Origin of the sequence: Aciditerrimonas ferrireducens, from assembly GCF_023130475.1 — a bacterium.
In the GTDB taxonomy this organism is placed as follows: Bacteria; Actinomycetota; Acidimicrobiia; order Acidimicrobiales; family UBA8190; genus Aciditerrimonas; species Aciditerrimonas ferrireducens.
Map to the genome: position 1 here is coordinate 1 of NZ_JAKHEX010000028.1, position 24,327 is coordinate 24,327.

A 24,327-nucleotide genomic window follows, 5' to 3' on the forward strand; every position below is an offset into this window, starting at 1 on the left:
CGGTCACGTGCTGGATGGCTGCCGAGAACTCGATCTGGAGTCGACGGGGCAGGTCCAGGCCGTGCTCGGTCTTCATGATGTAGGCCACCCCGCCCTTGCCCGACTGGCTGTTCACCCGGATGACCGCCTCGTAGGTCCGCCCCACGTGCGCCGGATCGATCGGCAGGTAGGGCACCTCCCAGACCTCGTAGTCCTTCGGCAGGGCCTCCATGCCCTTCTTGATGGCGTCCTGGTGGGAGCCGGAGAACGCGGTGTAGACGAGATCGCCCACGTAGGGGTGCCGGGGGTGGACCGGCAGCCGGTTGCAGTACTCGGCGACCCGCCGCAGCCCGTCGATGTCCGAGAGGTCCAGCTCCGGGTCGACCCCCTGGGAGAAGAGGTTCAGGGCCAGGGTCACGAGGTCCACGTTGCCGGTCCGCTCCCCGTTGCCGAACAGGGTCCCCTCGACCCGGTCCGCCCCGGCCATCACCCCGAGCTCGGCTGCCGCCACCGCCGTGCCCCGGTCGTTGTGGGGGTGCAGGGAGAGCACCACGGCCTCCCGGTTCGGGATGGCGTCGCCGAAGGCCTCGATGACGTCCGCGTAGACGTTCGGGGTGTACATCTCGACGGTCGCCGGCAGGTTCAAGACGATGGGCCGCTCGGCGCTCGGCTCGATGACGTCCATGACCGCCGTGCAGATCTCCAGGGCGTAGTCCAGCTCGGTCCCGGTGAAGCTCTCGGGGGAGTACTCGTAGCGGACCTCGGTGCCCTGCAGCACGTCCTTCTCCAGCTTCTTGCACAGCCGGGCGGCGTCGACGGCGATCTGGGTGATGCCGGGCTTGTCCAGCCCGAAGACCACCCGCCGCTGGAGCACCGAGGTGGAGTTGTAGAAGTGCACGATGGCACGCCGGGCCCCGACCAGGGACTCGTAGGTCCGCTCGATCAGCTCCGGCCGGCACTGCACGAGGACCTGGATGGTGACGTCCTCGGGGACCAGGTCCTCCTCGATGAGCAGTCGGACGAAGTCGTAGTCCGGCTGGCTGGCGGCGGGGAACCCGACCTCGATCTCCTTCAGGCCGATCCGCACCAGGGTCTCGAACATCCGCCGCTTGCGGGTCGGGTCCATGGGGTCGATCAGGGCCTGGTTGCCGTCGCGCAGGTCGACCGAGCACCAGCGTGGTGCCCGCTCGATCCGCCGACTCGGCCAGCGCCGGTTCGGCAGCTCCAGGGGCAGGGGCAGGAAGGGCCGGTACTTCTCGAAGGGCATCGTCTTCGGGATCACGGGCTCCGGTGCCATCCTTCGTTCCTCCCTCGCTCCTCGTTCCCTGCCGTCTGGTCCCGCCCCTCCCGAACGCCCCCGGAAAATGAAAAGACCTCCTGCCAAGCAGGAGGTCACGGGCGAGCGCCAGTTGGGGCGCCCGCCCTAGGGCAGCAGCAGCTCGTTCAGGCCGTGGCCCACGACGTGCATTGCCCCCATGCTAGGTCACCGACTGCGACGGGTCAATCACCCCCCTGCGCAGCGTGGCAGCGGGGCCGACTGTCGCCCGGCTGGTGCGGGGGCCTAACCTTCAGGGACGTGACCACGCCGGAGCTCCAGGCCCCGGCCGACGGCGTCGCCGCCGCCGCCGAGGCGCCTTCCTGCCCGTTCGAGCCGCTCCTCGGCCGTTCCGACACCCGCCCTGCTCAGGGGTCGGCCTGCCCGTTCAGCCTGCGGGGGAGCGCCGACCGGACCATGCGGCGGCTCCTGCGGGTCCCTGAGCGCAAGGCAGCAACGGCCGACTCGGCCCAGCGGCTCTTCAGCACCTCCATGCTGATCTCGGCCCTTCGTTGCCTGCTCAGCTACGTGGTCTTCCCCATCCTGACCCCCCTCCTCGGCACGGCCACCGGGGTGGGGCCGGCCATCGGCTTGCCCATCGCCGTGGTCGCCCTCGTCTTCGACGTCCGTGGCGTCCGCCGGTTCTGGCTGGCCAACCACCGCTGGCGCTGGCCGATCACCTTCATCTATCTCGGCGTCATGGCCCTGGTGACCGTCCTCTTGGTGGGGGACGTCCTGCAGCTTGCCTAGCCACCCCCAGGCCCCTCCGGCGGTCCTCGCCTCGGGGCGGGCCCCCGGGGCCAATCCGAAGGCCAGCCGGCGGGCGTAGAAGAGGTGTGGAGCCTCCAGCCCGCTTGCCGCTGTCCCGCCGCCGGGTCCGCCAGGCCGTCGGCCTCTTCTGGCTGCTCGACGGCGTCCTGCAGGCCCAGCCGGGCTTCTTCGGGCCGCAGGTCTGGCGAGAGGACATCGCCCAGGCGGTCATGGGCGAGCCACCCTGGGTCCGCCACAGCATCTTCGCCGCCATCGCGGTCATCGCCGCCCACCCGGCCCTCTGGAACGCCCTCTTCGTCGCCATTCAGCTCGGCATCGGCCTGGCACTGCTCACCGACCGCCTCGCCCGGCCGGCCATCGTCCTCTCGGCGCTCTACGGCTTCGGCGTCTGGTGGGTCGGCGAGGGCTTTGGCGCCCTGCCCACAGGCTTCGGCCTGCTGGCCGCCGGAGCCCCAGGACCGGTGGTCCTCTACCCCGTGCTCTGCTTCCTCGCCTGGCCCCGCCGACCGGGCGCCGACCACGACGACCGGCCCCGGGCCTCGGACCAGCTACCCCTCGGTCGTCCGGCCCTGGTCGCCTGGGGGGTGCTCTGGGTCGGCGGCTCCCTGCTGGAGGTGCCCTGGGTCTACCCCCCTGGGCAGGTCCTGACGGCGAACCTCGAGGAGGCCAGCATCGGCAGCCCGAGCTGGCTGGTGCACCTGGCCGCCCAGGCCGGCCACCTCGTCGCCCAGGCCCCCCTCGCCACCGACGTGCTCCTGGCCGTCGCCCAGGTGGCGGTCGGCCTCGGGGTGTGGTGGCGTCCCACCCGTCGACCCGCCCTTCTCCTCGCCCTTGTCCTCGCTGGGCTCTTCTGGGTCTTCGGGCAGGACTTCGGGGGGATCCTAGCACCGGGGGGCTCCGATCCGTCGAGCGCACCGCTCCTCGCCCTGTGGGCCCTGGCCCTCTGGCCACCGGCTCCGGCCAGCCGGCCGACACGAAGCCGCAACATTTCCTCATCCGGCCCGGAGCGGGCTCCGAAGAAGGGGGCGATGGCACCGACGACGACCCCGGCTCCGACGCCGAGAACCCCCGAGCCGGCCGGGCTCTCCCCCGCCGCCGGCCGGCGTCCCCGGGGGGTCCGGCTCGCCCTGCTCCCCGTACTGGCCGCCGTCGCCCTCGGCTTGGCCGCGTGCAGCTCCTCGAGTTCCTCGTCCAAGGCGACGAGCAGCGCCAGCCCGGCGGCTGCCTCGAGCGGCACGTCGACCGGAACCTCGGCCAGTTCCACTGCGCCCCACAGCTTCCACCTGGTGATCAAGAACTTCGCCTTCCATCCGGCGGACTTCACCGTGGCCCCCGGGGCCACCATCACGGTCACGAACGAGGACAGCGTGACCCACACCTTCACCGCCCGGGACGGGGCGTTCAACACCGGCGACATCCCCCCGGGCCACACCGTGACGGTGACCGCCCCGACGAAGCCCGGCTCGTATCCGTACCTCTGCCTCATCCACCAGTTCATGACCGGGGTCCTCACCGTCCGCTGAGCACCCCAGGACACTCCCCCATCCACCCATCCACGACCACAAGGAGGAGCAGCAGATGACGCCTGCAGAACGAGGTCATCCCGACCTCGACGAGACGGCGTTCGGCGAGCTGCTGGAGGCGTCGCAGGACCTGCACGCCGACAGCATGCGAGCCATGCGGGACGCCGCCGAGGAGACCGTCGAGCTCGGCATGGAGCGCCGGGCCCACGGCGGGTTCGACCCCGAAGAGAACGCCGCTTTCGCCCAGCAGAACAGTCAGCGGCTCCAGACCGCCTTCGGCGGCAAGCTGCTGGCCGGCATCGGGGCGGGTGCCGCGCTGGCCGCCCTGGCCGCCTCCAGCGCCTGGGCCAGCCAGCCCACGGACATCCAGATCCTGCAGACGGCAGCCTCCATCGAGGTCCTGGCGGTGGCCACTTACCAGAAGGCCCTGACCCTGCCCTTCATCGGGGGCAGCTCGGCCAACCCGGTGGTGAAGGCCTTCGCCGAGAAGACCATGGAGCAGCACGCCCAGCACAAGACGGCTTTCAACGCCGTGACCGTGCGGCTCGGCGGCAAGAAGCAGGAGAACCCGGACCCGGTCCTGCTGAAGGTGGTCCAAGCCGCCGAACCCGGCCTCACCAGCCCGCTGCCGGTGGTGAAGCTCGCCTTGGAGCTCGAAAACGGCGCAGCGGAGACCTACATCGTGGACTGCTCGGCCCTCTCCGACGGGGACGGTCGCAAGACCACCGCCTCCATCATGGGCGTCGAGGCCCAGCACGCCGCCATCCTCTCCGCCGTCCAGGCCCTCCTGGAGGCCAACGCCCCGCAGCTCATCGCCCTGCCCCCCAACGTCGGGGCCCTGCCCTCGGCCGCCGGCTCGGTGGGCTTCCCCAACGCCTTCTACCCGACCAGCCAGGCCCGCCCGGCCACGGAAGGAGCGCTCTCGTCATGATCCGTCGACGCAAGACCACCACCGAGGTCTTCGAGGGCACCGAGGCCGAACTGGCCCGGATGACCAAGGACCTCCACGAGATCCACTACGACCTCTCCCTGCCGGCCATGCAGGAAGCGGTGGCCGACCTGCAGGAGACGAACCAGGACCGGCTCCGGGACGCCGGGCTCGGGGGCCGGACGAGCCGCCGGACCTTCCTTCTCGGCACCGGCGCGGTGGCCGCCGGCGGTCTGCTCCTGGCGGCCTGCAGCTCCTCGAGCTCCAGCTCCTCCAAGAAGAGCAGCTCAGCCTCATCGAGCGCCAGCGGCAAGTACCCGGCCGACCTCACCGGGGACCTGAAGGTGGCCGCCCTGGCCGCCAGTCTGGAGAACCTGGCGGTCTACGCCTACACGGCCGGCATCAATGCTGCCAAGGCCGGCAAGCTCGGCACCGTGCCCCCCGCAGTCGTCACCTTCGCCGTAACCGCCCGCAGCCAGCACCAGCAGCACGGCGCGGCCTGGAACAGCGTGCTGACCGGGGCGGGCAAGCCGAAGGTCACCGAGACCGACCCGGCCCTCACCCCGACGGTCAACAGCGACTTTGCCAAGGTGACCGACGTGACCGGCCTGGCCAACTTGGCCCTGACCCTGGAGAACGTGGCCGCCCAGACCTACCAGGCGGCCATCGCAGCCCTCTCCAGCACGAAGGCCATCGGGGTGGCGGCCACCATCCAGCCGGTCGAGCTCCAGCACGCCGCCATCTTGAACTTCGTGCTGGGCAACTACCCAGTGCCCAACGCCTTCAACCCGACCTCGGAGGCCCGGCCCACCAGCGACCTGAACGCCTGAGGCCTCCCGGGCACGCCGCGCACCGCACGGTGCGCCAGCAACCGCCAGGGGCGGGGCCGGTACCCGGCCTGCCGGTCCCGTCCCTGGCGCCCCACCCGGCGCCACGACCCACCGGCCGGACGCCACGAGAGAAAGGAAACCCCATGCTGGCAGAGATCTTCGGCGTCGACGGCGTCGTCCTCGTCGTGGTGCTCGTCGCCGTCCTCTTCGGCTCCTCCCAGATCCCCAAGCTGGCCCGGTCCCTTGGCTCGGCGAAGGCCGAGTTCCACAAGGGCCAGCACGAGGCCGGCTCGGCCCCGACCGAGCAGGCCGCCCCGGCTCCCCTTCCGCCCAGCCATGCCACCCCGGGCTATCCGACCCAGGCGACCCCGGCAGCCCCGACCTGGGTGCCGCGCCAGGACGCCTGAGCGGCCCCGATCGTCCGACCTCCTCACCGCCCCTGCTGGCTGCGGCCCCGGGACCCGGGGCCGCAGCCAGCGTCGTCTCTCCCCTCGACCCGCTGCTCACCAGGAGCCACGGCCTTGGCAGCCCTCGCCCGACCCTGAAAGATGATGCCGTGACCACCCTCGCCGCCGCCCTGACCCGACGATCCCCAAGGGGACGGTGGCTGCGCCTCGGAGCCGGCGCCCTGCTCCTGTTGACCTCAGGCGTCCACCTCTACCTCTACGCAGCCGAGGCCTACCGCTACATCCCGACCATCGGGCCGCTGTTCCTCATGACCGGGTTGGTCGCCGTGGTGCTGGCCCTGGCCCTCCCTCTGGTCGACCGGCCGCTCCTCGACCTGCTGGCCGCCGGGTTCGAGGTGGCCACCCTCGGGGCGTACGTCCTGACCCTGGAGCTGCCCAAGGGGCTCTTCCTCTTCGAGGAACCCGGCGTCTCCTACTCCGGTGGCCTCGCCATCTTCTCCGAGGTCGGCGCGGCAGCCCTGCTGCTCGCCGCGGCCCTGCCGCCCCTTCTCCGAGCCCTCCAAGGCCGCCCGGGCCAGCGCTGAACCCCCGCCGCGCCCGGTCCCCGGTCGACCCCGCCGCTGGCTAGCGTGGCTCCCAGGGCGGCAGCACGGTCCGGACCGCGATGAGGGAGGCGGCAATGGAGCTCGGTGTGGTGGGACTGGGGCGCATGGGAGCCAACATCGTCCGGCGGCTCCAGCGAGCCGGTCATCGCTGCGTCGTCTACGACGCGCACCCCGAGCCAGTCCAGGCTCTGGTCAAGGAAGGGGCGACCGGTGCCGGCTCCCTCGCCGAGCTGGCCAAGCACCTGGCTGCCCCTCGAGCGGTCTGGGTGATGGTGCCGGCCGGTCCGGTCACCGACCGGGTCGTCGAGGACCTGGCCGGCGTCTTGGATCGCGGCGACGTGGTCATCGACGGCGGCAACACCTACTACCACGACGACCTTCGCCACCAGGCCCGCCTGGCCGAGGTCGGGGTGGACCTCGTGGACTGCGGCACCTCCGGGGGGGTCTGGGGCCTGGAGCGGGGCTACTGCCTCATGGTCGGCGGCCCCGACGAACAGGTCCAGCGGCTGGCCCCCATCTTCTCCGCCCTGGCCCCTGGGGTCGAGGCGGCCCCCCGCACCCCCGGCCGCCGCGGCGAGCCGAGCCCCGAGGAGCAGGGCTGGCTGCACTGCGGCCCCTGCGGCGCCGGGCACTTCGTGAAGATGGTCCACAACGGCATCGAGTACGGGATGATGGCGGCCATCGCCGAGGGCCTGAACATCCTCAAGCACGCCGACGCCGGGACCCAGGCCGGGGACGCCGATGCCGAGACGGCCCCCATGGAGCGCCCCGAGCTCTACCGCTACCGGATCGACACGGCGAAGGTCGCCGAGGTCTGGCGCCGGGGCTCGGTCATCGGCTCGTGGCTCCTGGACCTGACGGCCCAGGCCCTCTTCGAGTCCCCCGACCTCTCGGATCTGGCCGGCCGGGTCTCGGACTCCGGCGAGGGCCGCTGCGGGACCTCGACAACTTCGCCAACCGGGTCCTCTCGGCCATGCGGCGCCAGTTCGGCGGCCACCAGGAGCGGCCTGCCTGAGCCCCGCCCGGGTCGCCTGGGCCGGTGGGACGGGCTTGGGACCCGAGCAGCGTCACGTCGTAGATGGAGGCCGGGACCAGGGCCCGGGACACCTCGGTGGCTGCGACCGCGGCTAACCCCAAGGGGACGACCAGGGCCAGGCCGCTGTGGGTCAGCTCGACCACCAGGGCGAGGGCTGCCAAGGGGGCCTGCATGGTGCCGGCCAGGAGAGCGCAGGCCCCGACCATGGCGACGGCCGGCGTGCTCGGCCCCGGCCAGAGCCCCGTCCAGCCTCGGCCGGCCAGGAGGCCGAGGAGGCACCCCATGGTCAGGGTCGGGGTGAAGAGCCCCCCGACCGCCCCGCTGCGCAGGCACGCCGCGGTGGCCAGGGGCCGGGCGACGAGGACCGCCGCCACCGTGCCGAGGGCCAGGCTGCCGCTCAAGGCGGCCTGGGCCACGTCCTTGCCGTTGCCCAGCACCTCGGGCAGGCCGCTCGCCACGCCGCCGACCGCCGCGAAGACCAGGGTGATCGCCAGGACGGTGAGCACGGGCCCTCGACGCTGCCGGCCCTTCGCCCAGCTCACCCCCCGGACCAGCCCGGCGCTCAGCGCGCCGGCTGCGACCCCGAGGACGACGGCGAAGAGCACGAGGGAGGCGTCGGTCGTCGTCGGCGCCACCCGGTAGGTCGGCTGCTCCGGCAGGAGCAGCCAGGAGACCGCCGTGGCCACCCCGGCCACCGCCAGGGCCGGCAGGGCCACCGGGAGGGCGAGGGTCCCGAGGAGCACCTCGGCGGCGAAGAGGGCCCCGCCGAGGGGCACGTTGTAGACGGCGGCCATCCCGGCCCCCGCGCCGCAGGCCACCAGGAGCTGCCGCTCCGCCGGGCCCAGCCGGCCCCGCCGGCAGAGCAGGCTGGCCCAGCCGGCCCCGACCTCCTTCGGGGCCCCCTCCCGACCGAGCGTGGCCCCCGCGCCAACAGCCACGATCTGGAGGACTCCGTTCACCACGGTGTCCACGAAGGGCAGCTCGCCGGCCTTCTGCCACACCGCCTCGCTCAGCCCTCGGACCGGGCCCCCGACCCGCCGCAGGACCACCCAGGCGGTCCCGAGGACCAGACCCCCGGCGGCCAGCACCACGAGCGGTCGCCACGCTGGGGCCCGGCGGACCCCGGACTGGAAGTCCCCGTGGCGGTAGCCGTAGGCCAGGTGCTGAACCGCGTGCAGCACGGCCATCAAGAGCCCGGCGCCGAGCCCCGCCCCGACCCCGACCAGGACGGCCACCACCCAGAACCGCCAGCTCCGACCCTCGTGGTCCAGTCGGTCCCCGAGGGCGGGCAGGTTGGGCTGCCGTCGGGCAGGCTCCCCGCCCGGCGGCGAGGCGACGGACGGTGGGCCGCTCGGCTGGTCCGGAGGCGCTCCGATGACCTCGACCGTAGCGGCCCGCCCCAGGGGTCAAGGAGCAGCGGGTCGCGCGCCGCAGGGTCCCGAGTTCGAGACCCAGTTGCCGGGGGTCGCCAGGGGCTGCTACGCAAGCGGCCAGGTTGCGAGGCGCCGCTTGGCGGACGCGGGGAGGGACGAGATGAGCATCTTGGGCAACTGGGTGCCCCGGGTCGAGGACCCCAGGCTGCTGACCGAAGGCGGCCGCTACGTGGACGACCTGCGCCTCGAGGGCGCCGTGCACGCCCACTTCGTCCGCGCCCCGCTGGCCCACGGCGAGATCCGGGGCATCGACGTGGAGGAGGCCCGGCGGGCCCCCGGGGTGGTGGCCGTCCTGACCGCCGAGGACCTCGGACTCGGGCCCCTGCCGGTCATGGGCCCCCCGCCGATGGCCCGGCCGCCCCTCGCCACGGGCCGGGTCCGTTTCGCCGGCGAGCCCGTGGCCGTCGTCGTGGCCGAGACCCGCGCCCAGGCGGTCGACGCCGCGGAGCTGGTCGGCGTCGACCTCGAGCCCCTCCCCGCCCTGGTCGACCCCGAACGGGCCCTGGCCGGTGAGGTCCTGCTCTTCCCCGAGGCCGGGACCAACGTCTGCGGCGAGGTCGCCCCGGGCCCCGACGACGAGGCGGAGCTCTTCGCCGGCTGCGACGTCGTGGTCCGCCAGCGCATCGTCAACCAGCGCCTGGCCCCCTGCCCCCTGGAGGTCCGGGGGGCGGCGGCAGCCGTCGGCGAGGACGGCCGACTGACCCTCTGGATGACCACCCAGCACCCCCACGGGGACCGGGACGCGGTCGCCGCCGCCTTGGGCCTGGAGCCCAGCGCCCTGCGGGTGGTGGCCCCCGACGTCGGCGGGGGCTTTGGCTCCAAGATCGCCACCTACCCCGAGCAGATCGTCGTCGCCGCCCTCGCCCGCCGACTCGGCCGGCCCGTCCGATGGACCGAGACCCGCTCCGAGAGCATGCTGAACCTGGGTCACGGGCGGGCCCAGATCCAGCAGGTGGCCATCGGGGGCACCCGGGACGGCCGGGTCCTGGCCCTCTCCTTGGAGGTCCTCCAGGACGCCGGCGCGTACCCGGCCCTCGGCGCCTTCCTGCCGAACCTCACCCGCATGATGGCCACCGGCGTCTACGACGTCCCGAAGGTCCGCTTCCGCGCCACCTCGGTGGTCACCACCACCACCCCGGTCGTCGCCTACCGGGGCGCAGGCCGCCCCGAGGCCGCCGCGGCGATCGAGCGGGCCATGGACCTCTTCGCCGCCGAGATCGGCATGGATCCCGCCGAGGTCCGCCGCCGGAACTTCGTGGCCCCCGACCGCTTCCCCTACACCACCCGGGTCGGCACGACCTACGACAGCGGCGACTACCCCGGGGCCCTGACCCGCCTCCTCGACGCCCTGGACTACCCCGCACTGCGGGCCGAGCAGGCCCGCCGGCGGGCCGAGGGCAGCACCCGCCAGCTCGGGATCGGGCTGTCGACCTACGTGGAGGTCACCGGGGCAGTGCCCGGTGCCGAGCTCGGCGCGGTCGAGGTCCGCTCGGACGGCACGGCCGTGGTCCGTGCCGGCACCTTCTCCCACGGCCAGGGCCACGCCACCGCCTTCGCCATGCTGGTGGCCGATCGCCTGGGGATCCCGCTCGAGCGCATCGAGTTCCGCCAAGGGGACACCGACGAGGTGCCCCGGGGCATGGGCACCTACGGGTCCCGGTCCCTGCAGTCCGGCGGCGTGGCCGTGGTCCAGGCCGCCGAGGCCGTCCTGGCGGAGGCCCGGCGCCTGGCCGCCGAACGCCTGGAGGCCAACCCCGAGGACATCGTCGCCGACCAGCAGGGCCGGGGCCTGCACGTCGCCGGGGCCCCGGCCAGGACGGTGGGCTGGGACGAGGTGGTGGCAGCGGCCGGGGGTCGGCTGGTGCAGGAGGTGGACTTTGCCCCGCCGGGCCCGACCTTCCCCTTCGGGGCCCACGCCGCCGTGGTCGAGGTCGACGTGGAGACCGGCGCCGTCCGGGTCGTTCGGATGGTGGCCGTCGACGACGCCGGCACCCTCCTCAACCCGCTCCTGGCCGCCGGCCAGGTCCACGGCGGCCTGGCCCAGGGGGTCGCCCAGGCCCTCCTGGAGGAGTTCGTCTACGACGACGACGGCAACCCCTTGACGGCGAACCTGGCCGACTACCCCATGGTCAGCGCCACCGAGCTGCCCAGCTTCGAGCGGATCGTCATGGAGACCCCCACCCCCCTGAACGAGCTGGGCGCCAAGGGCATCGGGGAGTCGGGGACCATCGGCTCCACCCCGGCGGTCCAGAACGCCGTCTGCGACGCCCTCGCTCACCTCGGGGTCCGGCACCTCGACATGCCGACCCGGCCCGAGCGGGTCTGGCGGGCCCTGCAGGACGCCCGTGTCGGCGCCGGCCAGGCGGGCTGACCCACCGCCGGGCCGGCAGCGTGCCCGGGGGTGCTCCCGGAACCCCCGAGGTGCCCACCCGCCCGAGCGGTGGGGCGGGAAATGCGGTAGAACGGCACTGGCCGGCACCGGCGGCCCGATCGACCGCCGGTGAGGCAGCAGCGTGGGCCCCGTGCGCCACCGCGGGGCCCCTTGGCAAGGGGAGGGTTGCATGCAGGTCTCGCTCCGGGTGAACGGCGAGGAACGACGCCACGACGTCGAGCCCCGACTCCTTCTCGTGCACTACCTCCGGGACGTCTGCGGGCTGACCGGCACGAACATCGGGTGCGACACGTCCTCCTGCGGGGCGTGCACCGTCCTGGTCGACGGGGAGTCGGTGAAGTCCTGCACCATGCTGGCGGTCCAGGCCGACGGGCGCGAGGTCACGACCATCGAGGGCCTGGCCGACGGCGAGCGCCTCCACCCGGTCCAAGAAGCCTTCCGGGAGCACCACGGTCTGCAGTGCGGCTACTGCACCCCCGGCATGGTCATGGCCGCCGTGTCGCTGCTCAATGAGCACCCCCACCCGACCGAGGCCGAGGTCCGGGAGGGCCTCGAGGGCAACCTGTGCCGCTGCACCGGCTACCACAACATCGTGAAGGCCGTCCTGGCCGCGGCCGAGGCCGGGGCCAGCCAGCCGGTGGGGGCGGCGCGGTGACCGCCCTGGCCCCCGAGACCGACCACCGGGTCATCGGGCAGCCGCTGCGCCGCCGGGAGGACCCGGCACTCCTGACGGGCGAGGCCCGCTTCCTCGCCGACCTGCAGGTCCCCGGGACGCTCCACCTGGCCCTGGTGCGCAGCCCCTACGCCCACGCCCGGATCCGCAGCATCGACCTGGCCCCGGCCCTCCAGACCCCTGGGGTGGTGGCGGCCTTCACCGGCGCCGACCTCCGCGGCGAGTGGGCCGGACCGCTCCCCTGCGGCTGGCCGGTCACCCCCGACATGAAGCAGCCGGCCCATCTGCCCCTGGCGGCCGAGGTCGCCCACTTCGCCGGGGACGCCGTGGCCGTGGTGGTGGCCGAGAGCGAGTACGCCGCCCACGACGGGGCCGAGGCCGTGGTGGTCGACTGGGAGCCCCTGCCGGCCGTCGTCGACCTGGAGGACGCGGCGAAGGACCAGACCCTGGTCCACCCGGACCTCGGGACCAACGTCTGCTACACCTGGCAGCTCGAGCCCGACGCCGCGGCCGTCGATCGGGCCTTCGCCGAGGCGGCCCACACCGTCTCGGCCCGCTTCCGCCAGCAGCGGCTCATCCCCTCCCCGATGGAGCCCCGGGGGGTGCTGGTCGTGCCCCAGCCCTTCGGCGGGGACTTCACGGTCTACTCGGCGACCCAGGTGCCCCACATCCTGCGGGTCATGCTGGCGTTGACCGTCGGGGTGCCCGAGACCAGCCTGCGGGTCGTCGCCCCGAGCGTCGGCGGGGGCTTCGGCAGCAAGCTGAACGTCTACGCCGAGGAGGCCCTCGCCCTGGCCTTGGCCCGGCGGCTCCGGCGGCCGGTCCGCTGGGTGGAGGAGCGCTCGGAGCACGCCGTCTCCACCATCCAGGGGCGAGGCCAGATCCAGGAGATCGAGCTGGCGGCCACCGCCAAGGGCAAGGTGACGGCGGTCCGGGTCCGGCTGCTGGCGGACATGGGTGCCTACCTCCAGCTGGTCACCCCCGGCATCCCCCTGCTCGGGGCGTTCCTCTACGCCGGGGTCTACGACGTGCCGGCCTACAGCTTCTCCTGCACCGCCCTCTTCACCACCCTGCCGCCCACCGACGCCTACCGGGGAGCGGGCCGGCCCGAGGCGACCTACGCCATCGAACGGGCCATGGACCTCCTGGCGAAGAAGGTCGGGGTCGGGCCCGAGGAGATCCGCCGGCGGAACTACATCCCGGCCGACAAGTTCCCCTACAGCTCGGTCGCCGGCCTGGTCTACGACAGCGGCGACTACGCCGCGGCCCTAGAGCGCTGCCTGGAACGGGCCGGCTACGCCGAGCTGCGGGCCGAGCAGGCCCGCCGGCGGGAGCGGGGCGACCGGCGCCAGCTCGGCATCGGCCTGTCCTCCTACTTCGAGATGTGCGGCCTGGCCCCCAGCCGGGTCCTGGCGTCGCTGAACTACACCGCCGGCGGGTGGGAAGCGGCCACGGTCCGGGTCCTGCCGACCGGCAAGGTCCAGGTGGTGACCGGCACCGCGCCGCACGGCCAGGGGCACGAGACCTGCTGGGCGATGATCGCCGCCGACCGGCTGGGCGTGGCCCCCGAGGACGTCGAGGTGCTCCACTCCGACACGGCCGTCGCCCCCTACGGCCTCGACACCTACGGCTCCCGGTCCCTGGCAGTGGGCGGCAGCGCCATCGCCGTGGCCTGCGACCGGGTGATCGAGAAGGCTCGGCGGATCGCCGCCCACCAGCTGGAAGCGGCCGAGGAGGACGTGGAGCTCGTGGCCGGGTCGTTCCGGGTCCGGGGCACCCCCGAGCGGCAGATGCCCCTGGCGCAGGTGGCCTTCGAGGCCTTCACCGCCCACAACCTGCCCGAGGGCCTCGAGCCCAACCTCGAGGCCTCGAGCCACTACGACCCGACGAACTTCACCTTCCCCTTCGGCACCCACCTCTGCGTGGTCGAGCTCGACACCGAGACTGGCAAGGTCGAGCTGGTCCGCTACGTGGCGGTGGACGACTGCGGGGTCCAGGTGAACCCGATGATCGTGGAGGGCCAGGTGCACGGGGGGATCGTCCAGGGCGCGGCCCAGGCCCTCTTCGAGGAGGCCAGCTACGACCAGGATGGGACCCTGCGCTCGGCCAGCCTGCTGGACTACCTGGTGCCCTCGGCCGCCGAGGTCCCGAGCATCGAGACCGACCACACCGTCACCCCGAGCCCCGTCAACCCCCTCGGGGTGAAGGGGGTCGGCGAGGCCGGCACCATCGGCGCCGCGCCCGCGGTCATGAACGCCGTCCTCGACGCCCTGGCCCCCTACGGGGTCGAGGACCTGCCCATGCCCGCCACCCCCGAGCGGGTGTGGCGAGCCATCCACGCCGGCGCCGCCGGCAGCGCTTCGGCCCAAGGAGGTTCCCCGGCATGATCCCCGCCCCCTTCGACTACCGTCGGGCCGAGCACCTGGAGGAGGCTCTCGGCCTGCTCCAGGAGCACGGCGACGACGCCAAGGCCCTGGCCGGCGGCCATTCGCTCCTGCCCCTCATGAAGCTCCGCCTGGCCACCCCCGGCCTACTGGTCGACATCGGACGGCTCCAGGACCTCTCCTACGTCCGGCTCGACGACGACCGGGTCCGCATCGGGGCCCTGACCCGCCACCGGGACCTCGAGATCGACCCGGTCCTCCGGGAGCAGGGTCCGTCACCGGGGCACCATCGGGGGCTCCCTGGCCCACGGGGACCCGGCCTCGGACCTGCCCGCGGCCTGTCTCGCTCTCGGCGCCGAGCTGACCTTGCGCAGCGCCCGGGGCGAGCGGACCGTGCCGGCCGCCGAGTTCTTCACCGGGTTCCTCGAGACGGCGCTGGCCCCCGACGAGCTCCTCGTGGAGATCAGCGTCCCAGCCGTGCCCGGCGCCGGATGGTCCTTCCAGAAGTTCAACCGGCGGGCCCAGGACTGGGCCATCGTGGGAGTGGCCGCGGTCCGCAACGGCACCACGGGCGTGGCCCTGGTCAACATGGGGCCCACCCCCCTGCGGGCCCGGGCCGTCGAGGAGGCCCTGGCCGCGGGCGCCAGCCCGGCCGAGGCGGCCGAACGGGCCGACGAGGGCCTCGACCCGCCCGGTGACCTGAACGCCAGCCCCGAGTACCGCCGGCACCTGGCCCGGGTCCTGGTCCGGCGAGCCCTGGAGGAGGCCCAGCCATCGCGCTGACCGTCGAGGCCGTCGAGGAGGCCCTGGCCGCCCACGACTACCTGGCCGACGAGGGCCTCGCCACCGCGGTCTTCCTCGCCCTGACCCTCCACCGTCCCCTCCTCCTGGAGGGGGACGCCGGGGTCGGCAAGACCGAGCTGGCGAAGGTGCTGGCCGCCTGGACCGGCGGTCCCCTGGTGCGCCTGCAGTGCTACGAGGGCATCGACGCCTCCCAGGCCATCTACGAGTGGGACTACGCCCGGCAGCTCCTCCACCTGCGCCTGGCGGCCGAGCTCGGCACGGCCCAGGGCGAGGAAGCCGTGGACCAGGTCTACAGCGAGCGGTTCCTCGTCCGTCGGCCCCTCCTGCAGGCCATCGACCATCCCGCCGGCCCCCCGCCCGTGCTGCTCGTCGACGAGGTCGACCGGGCCGACGACGAGTTCGAGGCCCTCCTCCTGGAGGTCCTCTCGGACTACGCCGTCACCGTGCCCGAGCTCGGGACCTTCAAGGCCAGCGAGCCTCCCGTCGTCGTCCTGACCTCCAACCGGACCCGGGACGTCCACGACGCCTTGAAGCGCCGCTGCCTCTACGTTTGGGTCGAGCACCCGGACTTCGAGCGGGAGGTCGCCATCGTGCGCCGCCGGGCCCCGGCGGCCAGCGAACGCCTGGCCCGCCAGGTGGCCGCGGCGGTCGAGGCCCTCCGGGGCCTCCACCTGCTCAAGCCCCCGGGGGTCGCCGAGACCATCGACTGGGCGGCGGCCCTCGCCGCCCTCGGCCAGAGCGAGCTGGACGAGCGCAGCGTGGAACGGACCCTGGGGGCCGTGGTGAAGGTCCAGGAGGACCAGCAGCGGGTCCGCCAGCACGGCATCGACCAGCTGGTCCGCACGGCCGTGGCCCGGGGGGCGTGACCCCCACCGAGCCGCCCCCCGACCAGGCTGCCCGGATGGCCGTGGCCTTCGCCCGGGTGCTCCGGGGCCTCGGCCTGGCCGTCCCACCCGACGCGGTCCTCGCCTTCGCCGAGGCCCTCGGCGCCCTCGGCCTCGAGGACCGCCAGCGGGTCTACTGGGCGGGCCGGGCCACGCTGCTCCGCCGCCCCGAGGACCGCGACAGCTACGACCGGGCCTTCTCGGCCTTCTGGCTGGGCCTCGCCAGCGGCCCCGTCCCGGTGCTGGTCGAGCCCGAGACCCTGGGCGTCGACGACGACCAGGACGACGAGCAGGACCAGGACACCGCCCCCGAAGCCCAGGTCAACCGGGTCGTGCGCTACAGCCCCCACGAGCAGCTCCTCACCCGTGACTTCGCCGAGTACGGCCCGGCCGACTGGCGGGACGCCGCCCGCCTGCTCGCCGCGCTGCGGGTCCATCCCCCGACCAGACGGTCCCGCCGCCTCCGGGCCAGCCGGCACCGCCGGGACCGCCTGGACCTGCGCCGCACCACCCGCCTCGCCCTCCGCAGCCAGGGCGAGGCGCTCGAGCGGGCCTGGCGGACCCCCTCGGTCACCCCGCGCCGGCTGGTCCTCCTGCTCGACGTCTCGGGCTCCATGGACGCCTACGCCCGGGCCCTGCTCCGCTTCGCCCACGCCGCCATGGTCGCCCGACCGGGCCGCACGGAGGTCTTCGCCCTCGGGACCCGGCTCACCCGGCTCACCAAGGAGCTCAGCCGCAAGGACCCCGACGCCGCCCTCCAGGCCGCCGCCCGGGCCGTCCCCGACTGGTCGGGAGGGACCCGCCTCGGCGAGGGCCTCGCCACCTTCAACCGCCGCTACGGCGCCCGGGGCATGGCCCGCGGCGCGGTCGTCGTCGTCCTCTCCGACGGCTGGGACCGCGGCGACCCGGCCCAGCTCGGGGCCGAGATGGCCCGCCTGCGCCGCCTGGCCCACCGGGTCGTCTGGGCGAATCCCCTCAAGGCCTCCCCCGGCTTCGCCCCCCTGGCCCGGGGCATGGCCGCCGCCCTGCCCCACGTCGACGCCTTCGTCGAGGGCCACTCCCTCCGCGCCCTCGAACAGCTCGCCGCTGCCCTCGCCGACCCGGACGATCGGCGACGTTACGTAGCGAAGTAACTCTTCTAAGCGAGGATTCGGCCCTTTCATTCTCACGGAGCGCGGTGTAAAGTCCCGATATGCTCCACATTGCGCGGCGGGCGTTGTGGTGGCTGCAGTCCTCGCAAGGGGTGAAGTACACCCGGTACTTCCTCGGCTCGGTCATCACCACGGTCATCTCGTTCCTGACCCTCACCATCCTCTACGGCGTGGTCCACCGCTGGGGCGCGGTGACCTGCACGGTCATCGCCAACGTCGTGGCCACCATCCCGGCCTACTGGCTCAACCGCACCTGGACCTGGGGGAAGACCGGCAAGTCGGACACCTGGCGGGAGGTCGTGCCCTTCTGGGTCGCCTCGCTCGCCGGCATCGCCATCTCCATGGTCACCGCCGCCTGGGCGGCCGACCTGGCACGAGCCCACCACCTCCACCGCCTCGGCCAGACCGTCCTCGTGGACGGCGCCAACCTGGCGGCCTACGGCGTCCTCTTCATCGGCAAGTACCTGCTCTTCGAGCGCCTCTTCCTCGCCGCCGAGCGGCGCCGGCGGGCCGGGGCCGACGACCTTCGGGCCGGCTCGGTCCCCGAAGGGCTCGCCCCGGTGGCACCAGCGGCCAGGACCGCCCTGGCCAGCGGGCCCGCGCCGAGCGACGCCCTCCCGCTCGAGGAGGCGGTGACCGCCAGCGTCGACTGAGCCGCCGGACCCCCCTGGCCTCCCCACCGCGGGGCCCGGGGCCGACGCCCTCCTGGCAAACGGTCGCCTCTTGAGGGCAACATGGCCGGGGCTCGGTGGGGCACGACCCCCTCGGGGCAGGGGCCCGTCGGGGACGAGCCCGTCGGGCAGGAGCCAGGGAGGAGGACCATGACCGCCTTGAAGCTGGGCCTGCAGCTGGGCTACTGGGGCGCCAAGCCCCCGAGCGGGGTCGAGTCGCTCGTCGCCGAGGCCGAGCGGCTCGGCTTCGACTCCCTCTGGACCTCCGAGGCCTACGGCTCCGACGCCCTCACCCCCTTGGCCTGGTGGGGCAGCCGCACCAGCCGCCTCCGCCTCGGCACCGCCATCTGCCAGCTCTCGGCCCGGACCCCCACGGCCGCCGCCATGGCCGCCTTGACCCTGGACCACCTGAGCGGCGGCCGGGCCGTCCTCGGCCTCGGCGTCTCCGGCCCCCAAGTGGTCGAGGGCTGGTACGGCCAGCCCTTCGCCCAGCCCCTGGCCCGCACCCGCGAGTACGTGGCCATCGTCCGCCAGGTGCTCGCCCGGGAAGCTCCGGTCACCAGCCCCGGGCCCCACTACCCCCTCCCCTACCCCGGCGGCACCGGCCTCGGCAAGCCCCTCCGGTCCATCGTCCACCCCCTGCGCGCCGACCTGCCCATCGTCCTCGGGGCGGAAGGCCCGAAGAACGTGGCCCTCGCCGCCGAGATCGCCGACGGCTGGCTCCCGCTCTTCTTCGCCCCCGCCCACGCGGACGTCTACCGACCCGCCCTCGCCGAAGGCTTCGCCCGGCCCGGCGCCCGCCGCCGCCCCGAGGAGTTCGAGATCCTCGCCACCTGCCCGGTGGTCATCCACCCCGACGTCGACCAGGCCGCCGACCTGCTCCGGCCCATGCTGGCCCTCTACATGGGCGGCATGGGGGCCAAGGAGGCCAACTTCCACCACGAGGTCTTCGTCCGCATGGGCTACGGGGACGTCGCCCGCCAGGTCCAGGACCTCTACCTCGACGGGAAGAAGGACCAGGCCGCAGCCCTCGTCCCCACCAGCCTCGTCGAGCAGGTCGCCCTCATCGGCCCGAAGGAGAAGATCCGGGACGACCTCGAGGCCTGGCGGGCCTCCCCCGTCACCACCCTCCTCGTCTCCGGCGGCGTCGACACGCTGCGCACCATGGCCGAACTGGTCGGCTGAGCCCGCCCGGTCCCCTGCGGGGACAGACCGGGGAACAGCCGAGCCGGAATAGCCGGCACCCCGCTCGTGTTTCCATGGACATGCCTGCTCAGAACCCTTCCTTCGGCACGTTCCCGAGCACGGCCACCCCCGGTCGTCCTCTCCTCGAGGTCGTCGTCGGCTCCACCCGACCCGGCCGCGTCGGCCTGCCGGTCGCGCACTGGTTCGTCGACCTCGCCCGGGCCCACGGCGGCTTCGACGTCGAGCTCGTCGACCTCGCCGAGGTCGACCTGCCCCTCTTCGACGAACCCGAGCACCCCCGCTTCGGCCGCTACGCCCACCCCCACACCCGAGCCTGGAGCGCCCGGGTCCAGCGGGCCGACGCCTTCGTCCTCGTGGTCCAGGAGTACAACCACAGCTTCGGGGCCGCCCTGAAGAACGCCCTCGACTACCTCCACGCCGAATGGGCCTACAAGCCGGTCGGTTTCGTCAGCTACGGGGGCGTGGCCGCCGGGACCCGGGCAGTCCAAGCCCTCAAGCCCGTCCTCGCCGCCCTCCGCATGCTGCCGGTGCCCGACGCCGTCGCCATCCCCTTCGTCGACCGTTGGCTCACCCCCGAGGGCACCTTCGAACCCGAGCCCGCCCTGGCGGCGTCGGCAAAGCCCATGCTCGACGAGCTGGCCCGTCTCGTCACCCAGCTCGCTCCTCTCCGGGCCGAAGCGGCCGCAGGCTGACCTCCCTCGGCCCCGTCCCCGGCCTCCGCCGGCGGCGCCACCACCGGGGGACGACCGGGCCTCGCCCCTCGGCCCGGGCCGCCAGGTTGGTCGCCATCGACCCGAAGATCACCTCGTGGAACGGGGCGATAGCCCACCAGTAGAGGTGCCCGGCCAAGCCCCGCGGCGCGAAGAGAGCGCGTTGGCGGTAGCGGCAGCGGGTGGGGCCGAGCGGCTCCACCTCGAGCTCGAGCCACGCCGAACCCGGCAGTCGCATCTCCGCCCGCAGCCGCAGCCGCCGCCCCGGCACCAGCTCCTCGACCCGCCAGAAGTCCACCGAGTCCCCCGTGACCAGCCGGTCGGGGTCCCGTCGCCCTCGGGCCAGGCCCACGCCACCGAAGAGCCGGTCCAGCCACCCCCGGGCCGCCCAGGCCAGCGGCCAGGAGTACCAGCCGTGCTCGCCCCCGATCCCCTCGATGAGCGGCCACAAGGCCTCGGCGGGCGCCCCGACGGTCACCTCCCGCTCGTCCCGCAGCAGCGTGCCCCCCGTCCACGCCGGATCGCTCGGCAACGGTTCGGCCAGCGCGCCCGGCAGGGTCGCCGACGACCAGCGGGTCGTCACCTGGTGGTGCCGCACCCGGGCCAACGCGAGAGCCACCGCCTCCTCGAACGGCAGGAGACCACCCTCGGGCTCCCCGACCAGCCGCACCAGGTCGTCCTCGGCGCAGACCACCTCGTGCCGCAGCGACTCCACCAGGGGCCGAGCCAGCTCGGCCGGCACCGGGGTCACCACCCCCACCCAGTGGGACGAGAGCCGGGGGGTCAGCACCGGCACCGGCACCACCACCCGCCGTCGCAAGCCGGCGACCGCGGCGTAACGCTGCATCATGGCCAGGTAGGTCAGGACCTCCGGGCCCCCGACGTCGAAGGCCCGGCTCACCGACGCCGGCAGGCCGGCGGCGGCCAGCAGGAAGTGCAGGACGTCCCGCACCGCGATCGGCTGCACCCGGTTCCCGACCCAGCGTGGGGTCACCATCACCGGGAGCCGCTCGGTCAGGTAGCGGAGCATCTCGAAGGACGCCGACCCGGACCCGATCACCACCGCGGCCCGCAGCACCGCCGTCGGCACCCCCGAGCCCAGCAGCAGGTCGCCCACCTCGAGGCGAGACGCCAGGTGGGGGGAGAGCGGCTCCTCCCGGGGAGCCAGGCCGCCCAGGTAGACCAGCCGTTCGACCCCCGCAGCCCGGGCAGCGGCGGCGAACACGCTGGCAGCCCGCCGGTCCCGCTCGGCGAAGCGAGGCCCGCTCCCGAGCTGATGGACCAGGTAGTACGCCACCTGGCAGCCGCTGAGTGCCCGCTCGCAGCTCGCCGGGTCCAAGACGTCCCCGGCCACCACCTCCGCGTCGGGTGCCCAGGGCACGTCCCGGAGGCGGGCCGGGTCCCGCACGAGGCACCGCACCTGCCGACCCTGCTCGAGGAGGCGGGGGGCCAGGCGCCCGCCGATGTAGCCCGTCGCCCCGGTGACCAGCACCCGCACGTCGCCCTCCCGGCTCCGTCGCTGCGTCGTCGCTGCGTCCGCACCCGCCGGGCACCGCCCGCCGACCTCGGGGTTCTCGGGTGGGCCGTAGAGGACTCGAACCTCTGACCCCTTGCGCGTCATGCAAGTGCGCTACCAACTGCGCCAACGGCCCGTCGTCGGCAACCTAGCACCTCGGCACGCCGCCTCGAACGCTCCACCCCGGGCCGGGATCCGACGGGCCCGCGGGATCCAGAGCCGGGGGGCCAGACCCTCGGTCGGCGTTGTGGAGTTTGTGTGTTTTGTTGTGTTTGGGGACCGAGGGTCCCCAGGCCTCTCCCGCCTAGCCCTCCCTAGATGGGCTTACCGGCCCGGCACCAGGCGTTCGTGGGGAGCCCCTGGCAGGGGTTCGGCATGGTCGGGAGGTCCTTCGGCAGGGCATGGAGGACCACGTCAGCTGCGGAGGGCTTCGGGTAGTGGGCGTTCGCCGGGCAGCTGCCGAAGCCGGTGTCGCAGAGGACCTGGGCGGTCAGGTCCCCGCCGAGGTGGGGCTTGGTGCTGATCCGCCCGCAGACGGCGTCGATCGTCTCGAGGTCGGCCGGTGCGGAGCCGTCCGGGGCGATGTTGCCCCGGAAGCAGTTCTGGGGCTGGCCGGCTTCGAGGGTGATCCGGCCGTAGTCCGAGTTGGTCGGGTTCCCCCAGTAGCCGTTGTGCGAGAAGGTGTTGTCGAGGAGGGCGTCGTTCTCGGGGTCGTAGACGCAGCCGAGCCCGCTCACCTCGGTGCCCCCGGAGCCCTTGCAGGTCACCCCCGGGAAGGGCTTGTCGTGGTCGGGGAAGGGGACGAAGAGGATGCCCCAGGCCCCGTTGTCCTCGAAGGTGTTGTCCATGACCGTGTCGTTCCGGCCGCCCGAGACGGTCATGCCGGTGCCGACCGGGCCCGCCGCGGCGTAGCCGCCGGGTGCGATGGGCGCGTTGGCGTCGTTGTTGTGGGCCACGAGGTTGTGCATGAAGACCCAGCAGGACCGGGTGTGGGTGATCGGGCTGGTCTTCCCGTCGGGGCAGTCGCCGTTCTGCGGGGGCGGCGGGTCAGAGTAAATCTGGGTGTTCGTGTCGAAGCCGTCCTGGTTGTGCTCGAAGACCGAGTCCTCGATGACGATGGCCCCACCCGAGTTCGTGCCCGAGTACCCGAGGGCGTTCCACTCCATGGTGGCGTGGCGGATGGTGATGTCGCAGACCTGCTGGCAGGCGCCGACGTACATGCCCGAGTCGTCGAAGTTGCTGGCGTACAGCTGGTCCCAGGAGGCGGGGCCGGCGGCGGAGTTGGCGAAGATCCCGTAGGCCGGGCCGGTGGTCGGCGAGCCGTAGTAGGTGGTGGTGGCCGTCAGGTAGCTGCCCCAGTAGCCGTGCAGGCCGATGGTTCCGGTCTCCGATCCCCCGTCCCACCAGATGCCGTTGCCGGCGGAGCCGGCGCCGTCGAGGAAGTTGCAGACCGTCAGGTTCTCGATGGTCACGTCGTTGGCCTGGAAGACCACGATGCCGTTGCGACCGAGGGGTTTGCCGTCCTTGCCCCGGGGCCCGAGCTGCTGCTCGCTCGCCGCGCTCGGGCAGGCGTCGGCACCGTCGGGCTTGGTGCCTGAGATGATGACGGTGTTGCGGTCCATGCCCCGGATAGTGATGTCGGGGGTCCGGACCAGTACGGCCCCGAAGTCGCCGAGAGCCGCCTGCCGAGCCGTCGGCGGGTGCTGGAGGTCGTCCTCAGGGTGGTAGATGCCCGGTCCGATGAGGATGGTGTCCCCGGGGCGGGCGGCGTCGACCGCGGCCTGGATGGAGCGGTACTGCCCCTGGACGCCGTGGAAGGTCCCAACCAGGAGCACCCGGTGACCGGACGCTGCAGCACTCGAGGAACTGCTGCAGCTGGCCAGGAGGCCTCCCAGGCCGATGAGCCCGACCACGGTTGCGCCGAGCCGCCAGGCTCGCCCCCGTTGCCTGCTCCGTCCTCCCTTGGACATCCGACCCCCCCCTCCTGTGGCCGCCTGCCGGGCCCCGACGACCGCGGTGCCGGCGCGGACCTTAGCCGCCCACTCCCTCTGCGCCCAGGAAACCACAAAGGGCCACCTATTCGCGCTGAACGGGTGGCCCTTCGAGCTCTACGCCCCCCGTCGCAGCCGTCGAGTGTTCCCTGCTCAGAGCGCCTGAGTCGCGCATCGACGCCGCTCGGCGGACCCACGGGGACGAGGAAATCACCACCCGTTCACGGCCTTGGCTACGATGCGGGCCGGGCCCGCCCTCGGCCGATGGCGGTCGGGGGGAGTGCCACGGAGGGAGGGGAGACATGACCGATACCGCGCTGGCCCAGCCAGCCGAGCGACGGAGCAGCTCACCACTGAGCTTCCTGTGGCGCCGGCAGCTGGACCACTACCCGGAGACCGCCCCCCGCATCTTCTTCCTGGGGATCGTGGTGGTGGCGACCATCGTCCTCTACTACGAGCTCTACGTCCAGGGTGCGGTCGCCCCGTCGATCATCGCCCAGTACCACATGTCCTTCATGTTCTACGTGGACATCTCGGTGGTGGGCAATGCGCTCGGGGCCTTCGCCTCGTTGATCGCCGGGCTGGCGGACCGCTGGGGACGGGCGAACCTCGTGACCTACGGCCTGGTGGTCACCGGCCTCCTGGTCCTCGTCGGCCTCCCGAACGCCTCCTCGGAGTGGACCTACGCCGTCATGTTCGGAGCGGTCAGCTTCGTGGAGGGGATCATCCTGGTGGCCACCCCGGCCCTGGTGCGGGACTTCTCGCCCCAGCTGGGCCGGGCCTCGGCCATGGGCTTTTGGACCCTCGGCCCGGTCATGGGCAGCCTGGTGGTGGCCGAGGTGGCCAGCCACACCCTGGCCGCTGGGGCCACCCCGCCCTGGCAGGGGCAGTTCCACATCTGCGGCGTGGTGGGCCTGGTGGTGGCGGCCATCGCCATCCTGGGCCTGCGGGAGCTCTCCCCCGCCCTGCGGGACCAGCTCATGGTCTCCATGCGGGACCGGGCCCTCATCGAAGCCCGGGCCAAGGGCCTGGACATCTCCGAGTCCTTGAAGCGGCCCTGGCGCCAGATGCTCCACCTCGACATCATCGGCTCGGCCTTCGCCATCTCGGTGTTCCTG

At 73.4% G+C, this 24,327-nt stretch carries 18 protein-coding genes, 1 tRNA gene and 3 pseudogenes; 17 read left to right on the plus strand and 5 right to left on the minus strand.

The window, feature by feature from the left end; genetic code table 11:
• Positions 1 to 1,276, minus strand: a 1,276-nt coding sequence (gene leuA / locus Acit_RS11625) for a 2-isopropylmalate synthase (protein ID WP_248109214.1), incomplete at its 3' end; no start/stop codon positions are given.
• A 279-nt stretch (positions 1,277 to 1,555) separates the two neighbouring features.
• On the opposite strand from leuA, the gene Acit_RS11630 reads away from it, so the two are divergent.
• The 7 genes and pseudogenes from Acit_RS11630 to gnd all read left to right on the plus strand — a co-directional run bounded on the left by Acit_RS11630 (position 1,556) and on the right by gnd (position 7,373).
• Entirely contained in the window at positions 1,556 to 2,044 is a 489-nt protein-coding gene (locus tag Acit_RS11630) for a hypothetical protein (RefSeq protein WP_248109215.1), read from the plus strand.
• Positions 2,045 to 2,148: 104 nt separating this feature from the next.
• Positions 2,149 to 3,588 (plus strand): cupredoxin domain-containing protein, encoded by a 1,440-nt coding sequence (locus Acit_RS11635; RefSeq protein ID WP_248109217.1) that lies wholly within the window; start codon positions 2,149 to 2,151, stop codon positions 3,586 to 3,588.
• Between the two features lie 55 nt (positions 3,589 to 3,643).
• Positions 3,644 to 4,519 (plus strand): ferritin-like domain-containing protein, encoded by an 876-nt coding sequence (locus Acit_RS11640; protein WP_248109219.1) that lies wholly within the window; start codon positions 3,644 to 3,646, stop codon positions 4,517 to 4,519.
• Complete coding sequence (locus Acit_RS11645; RefSeq protein WP_248109220.1) at positions 4,516 to 5,346, plus strand: ferritin-like domain-containing protein; 831 nt, start codon at positions 4,516 to 4,518, stop codon at positions 5,344 to 5,346. The genes Acit_RS11640 and Acit_RS11645 overlap by 4 nt, the downstream gene beginning before the upstream one ends.
• Positions 5,347 to 5,489: 143 nt before the next feature.
• Entirely contained in the window at positions 5,490 to 5,753 is a 264-nt protein-coding gene (locus Acit_RS11650) for a twin-arginine translocase TatA/TatE family subunit (RefSeq protein ID WP_248109222.1), read from the plus strand.
• A gap of 149 nt (positions 5,754 to 5,902) precedes the next feature.
• Complete coding sequence (locus Acit_RS11655; protein WP_248109224.1) at positions 5,903 to 6,337, plus strand: hypothetical protein; 435 nt, start codon at positions 5,903 to 5,905, stop codon at positions 6,335 to 6,337.
• 95 nt (positions 6,338 to 6,432) lie between these two features.
• Positions 6,433 to 7,373 (plus strand): annotated as a pseudogene (gene gnd / locus Acit_RS11660) (phosphogluconate dehydrogenase (NAD(+)-dependent, decarboxylating)).
• A 95-nt stretch (positions 7,374 to 7,468) separates the two neighbouring features.
• On the opposite strand, the pseudogene Acit_RS11665 reads toward gnd, so the two are convergent.
• Positions 7,469 to 8,581: pseudogene (locus Acit_RS11665) on the minus strand (chloride channel protein); the annotation flags it as partial.
• A gap of 346 nt (positions 8,582 to 8,927) precedes the next feature.
• Between Acit_RS11665 and Acit_RS11670 the strand changes: the two are divergent.
• From Acit_RS11670 to Acit_RS11715, 9 genes and pseudogenes are all read left to right on the plus strand, one after another.
• Positions 8,928 to 11,198, plus strand: coding sequence for a xanthine dehydrogenase family protein molybdopterin-binding subunit (locus Acit_RS11670; RefSeq protein WP_248109226.1), 2,271 nt, complete (start codon positions 8,928 to 8,930; stop codon positions 11,196 to 11,198).
• Between the two features lie 190 nt (positions 11,199 to 11,388).
• Positions 11,389 to 11,874, plus strand: coding sequence for a (2Fe-2S)-binding protein (locus Acit_RS11675; RefSeq protein WP_248109227.1), 486 nt, complete (start codon positions 11,389 to 11,391; stop codon positions 11,872 to 11,874).
• The gene (locus Acit_RS11680) at positions 11,871 to 14,279 is read left to right on the plus strand and encodes a xanthine dehydrogenase family protein molybdopterin-binding subunit (RefSeq protein WP_248109229.1); all 2,409 of its coding nucleotides are present in this window, start codon (positions 11,871 to 11,873) and stop codon (positions 14,277 to 14,279) included. The genes Acit_RS11675 and Acit_RS11680 overlap by 4 nt, the downstream gene beginning before the upstream one ends.
• Positions 14,276 to 15,059: pseudogene (locus Acit_RS14030) on the plus strand (FAD binding domain-containing protein). Before Acit_RS11680 ends, Acit_RS14030 begins: the two are co-directional and overlap by 4 nt.
• A gap of 146 nt (positions 15,060 to 15,205) precedes the next feature.
• Positions 15,206 to 15,946 carry an AAA family ATPase gene (locus Acit_RS13275; RefSeq protein WP_446650474.1) on the plus strand — a complete coding sequence of 247 codons (741 nt, stop codon included), beginning with the start codon at positions 15,206 to 15,208 and terminating at the stop codon, positions 15,944 to 15,946.
• 35 nt (positions 15,947 to 15,981) lie between these two features.
• Positions 15,982 to 17,097, plus strand: coding sequence for a vWA domain-containing protein (locus tag Acit_RS11700; RefSeq protein WP_248109231.1), 1,116 nt, complete (start codon positions 15,982 to 15,984; stop codon positions 17,095 to 17,097).
• Positions 17,098 to 17,156: 59 nt separating this feature from the next.
• Positions 17,157 to 17,768 carry a GtrA family protein gene (locus Acit_RS11705; protein ID WP_248109232.1) on the plus strand — a complete coding sequence of 204 codons (612 nt, stop codon included), beginning with the start codon at positions 17,157 to 17,159 and terminating at the stop codon, positions 17,766 to 17,768.
• Between the two features lie 177 nt (positions 17,769 to 17,945).
• Positions 17,946 to 18,971, plus strand: coding sequence for an LLM class F420-dependent oxidoreductase (locus tag Acit_RS11710; protein WP_376746059.1), 1,026 nt, complete (start codon positions 17,946 to 17,948; stop codon positions 18,969 to 18,971).
• A gap of 80 nt (positions 18,972 to 19,051) precedes the next feature.
• Entirely contained in the window at positions 19,052 to 19,684 is a 633-nt protein-coding gene (locus Acit_RS11715; RefSeq protein ID WP_376746060.1) for an NADPH-dependent FMN reductase, read from the plus strand.
• Here Acit_RS11715 and Acit_RS11720 read toward each other — a convergent pair.
• From Acit_RS11720 to Acit_RS11730, 3 genes are all read right to left on the minus strand, one after another.
• Positions 19,641 to 21,323: an SDR family oxidoreductase gene (locus tag Acit_RS11720; protein WP_376746061.1), complete on the minus strand. Its 1,683-nt coding sequence runs from the start codon at positions 21,321 to 21,323 to the stop codon at positions 19,641 to 19,643. The genes Acit_RS11715 and Acit_RS11720 overlap by 44 nt on opposite strands.
• Positions 21,282 to 21,354 (minus strand) — tRNA-Val (locus tag Acit_RS11725). The genes Acit_RS11720 and Acit_RS11725 overlap by 42 nt, the downstream gene beginning before the upstream one ends.
• Before the next feature lie 178 nt (positions 21,355 to 21,532).
• Positions 21,533 to 23,188, minus strand: coding sequence for a right-handed parallel beta-helix repeat-containing protein (locus Acit_RS11730; RefSeq protein WP_248109236.1), 1,656 nt, complete (start codon positions 23,186 to 23,188; stop codon positions 21,533 to 21,535).
• 323 nt (positions 23,189 to 23,511) lie between these two features.
• Between Acit_RS11730 and Acit_RS11735 the strand changes: the two genes are divergently transcribed.
• Positions 23,512 to 24,327: MFS transporter (locus tag Acit_RS11735; protein ID WP_248109237.1), on the plus strand; the 816-nt coding region annotated here is incomplete at its 3' end.

What these genes read in the sequence shown, in the direction of transcription:
- Acit_RS11650 (WP_248109222.1), top strand. Translation starts at nt 5,490, where the DNA reads ATGCTGGCAGAGATCTTCGGCGTCGACGGCGTCGTCCTCGTCGTGGTG.
- Acit_RS11705 (WP_248109232.1), top strand. Translation starts at nt 17,157, where the DNA reads ATGCTCCACATTGCGCGGCGGGCGTTGTGGTGGCTGCAGTCCTCGCAA.
- Acit_RS11645 (WP_248109220.1), top strand. Translation starts at nt 4,516, where the DNA reads ATGATCCGTCGACGCAAGACCACCACCGAGGTCTTCGAGGGCACCGAG.
- Acit_RS11670 (WP_248109226.1), top strand. Translation starts at nt 8,928, where the DNA reads ATGAGCATCTTGGGCAACTGGGTGCCCCGGGTCGAGGACCCCAGGCTG.
- Acit_RS11730 (WP_248109236.1), bottom strand. Translation starts at nt 23,188, where the DNA reads ATGTCCAAGGGAGGACGGAGCAGGCAACGGGGGCGAGCCTGGCGGCTC.
- Acit_RS11675 (WP_248109227.1), top strand. Translation starts at nt 11,389, where the DNA reads ATGCAGGTCTCGCTCCGGGTGAACGGCGAGGAACGACGCCACGACGTC.
- Acit_RS11715 (WP_376746060.1), top strand. Translation starts at nt 19,052, where the DNA reads ATGCCTGCTCAGAACCCTTCCTTCGGCACGTTCCCGAGCACGGCCACC.
- Acit_RS11720 (WP_376746061.1), bottom strand. Translation starts at nt 21,323, where the DNA reads ATGACGCGCAAGGGGTCAGAGGTTCGAGTCCTCTACGGCCCACCCGAG.
- Acit_RS11640 (WP_248109219.1), top strand. Translation starts at nt 3,644, where the DNA reads ATGACGCCTGCAGAACGAGGTCATCCCGACCTCGACGAGACGGCGTTC.
- Acit_RS11700 (WP_248109231.1), top strand. Translation starts at nt 15,982, where the DNA reads ATGGCCGTGGCCTTCGCCCGGGTGCTCCGGGGCCTCGGCCTGGCCGTC.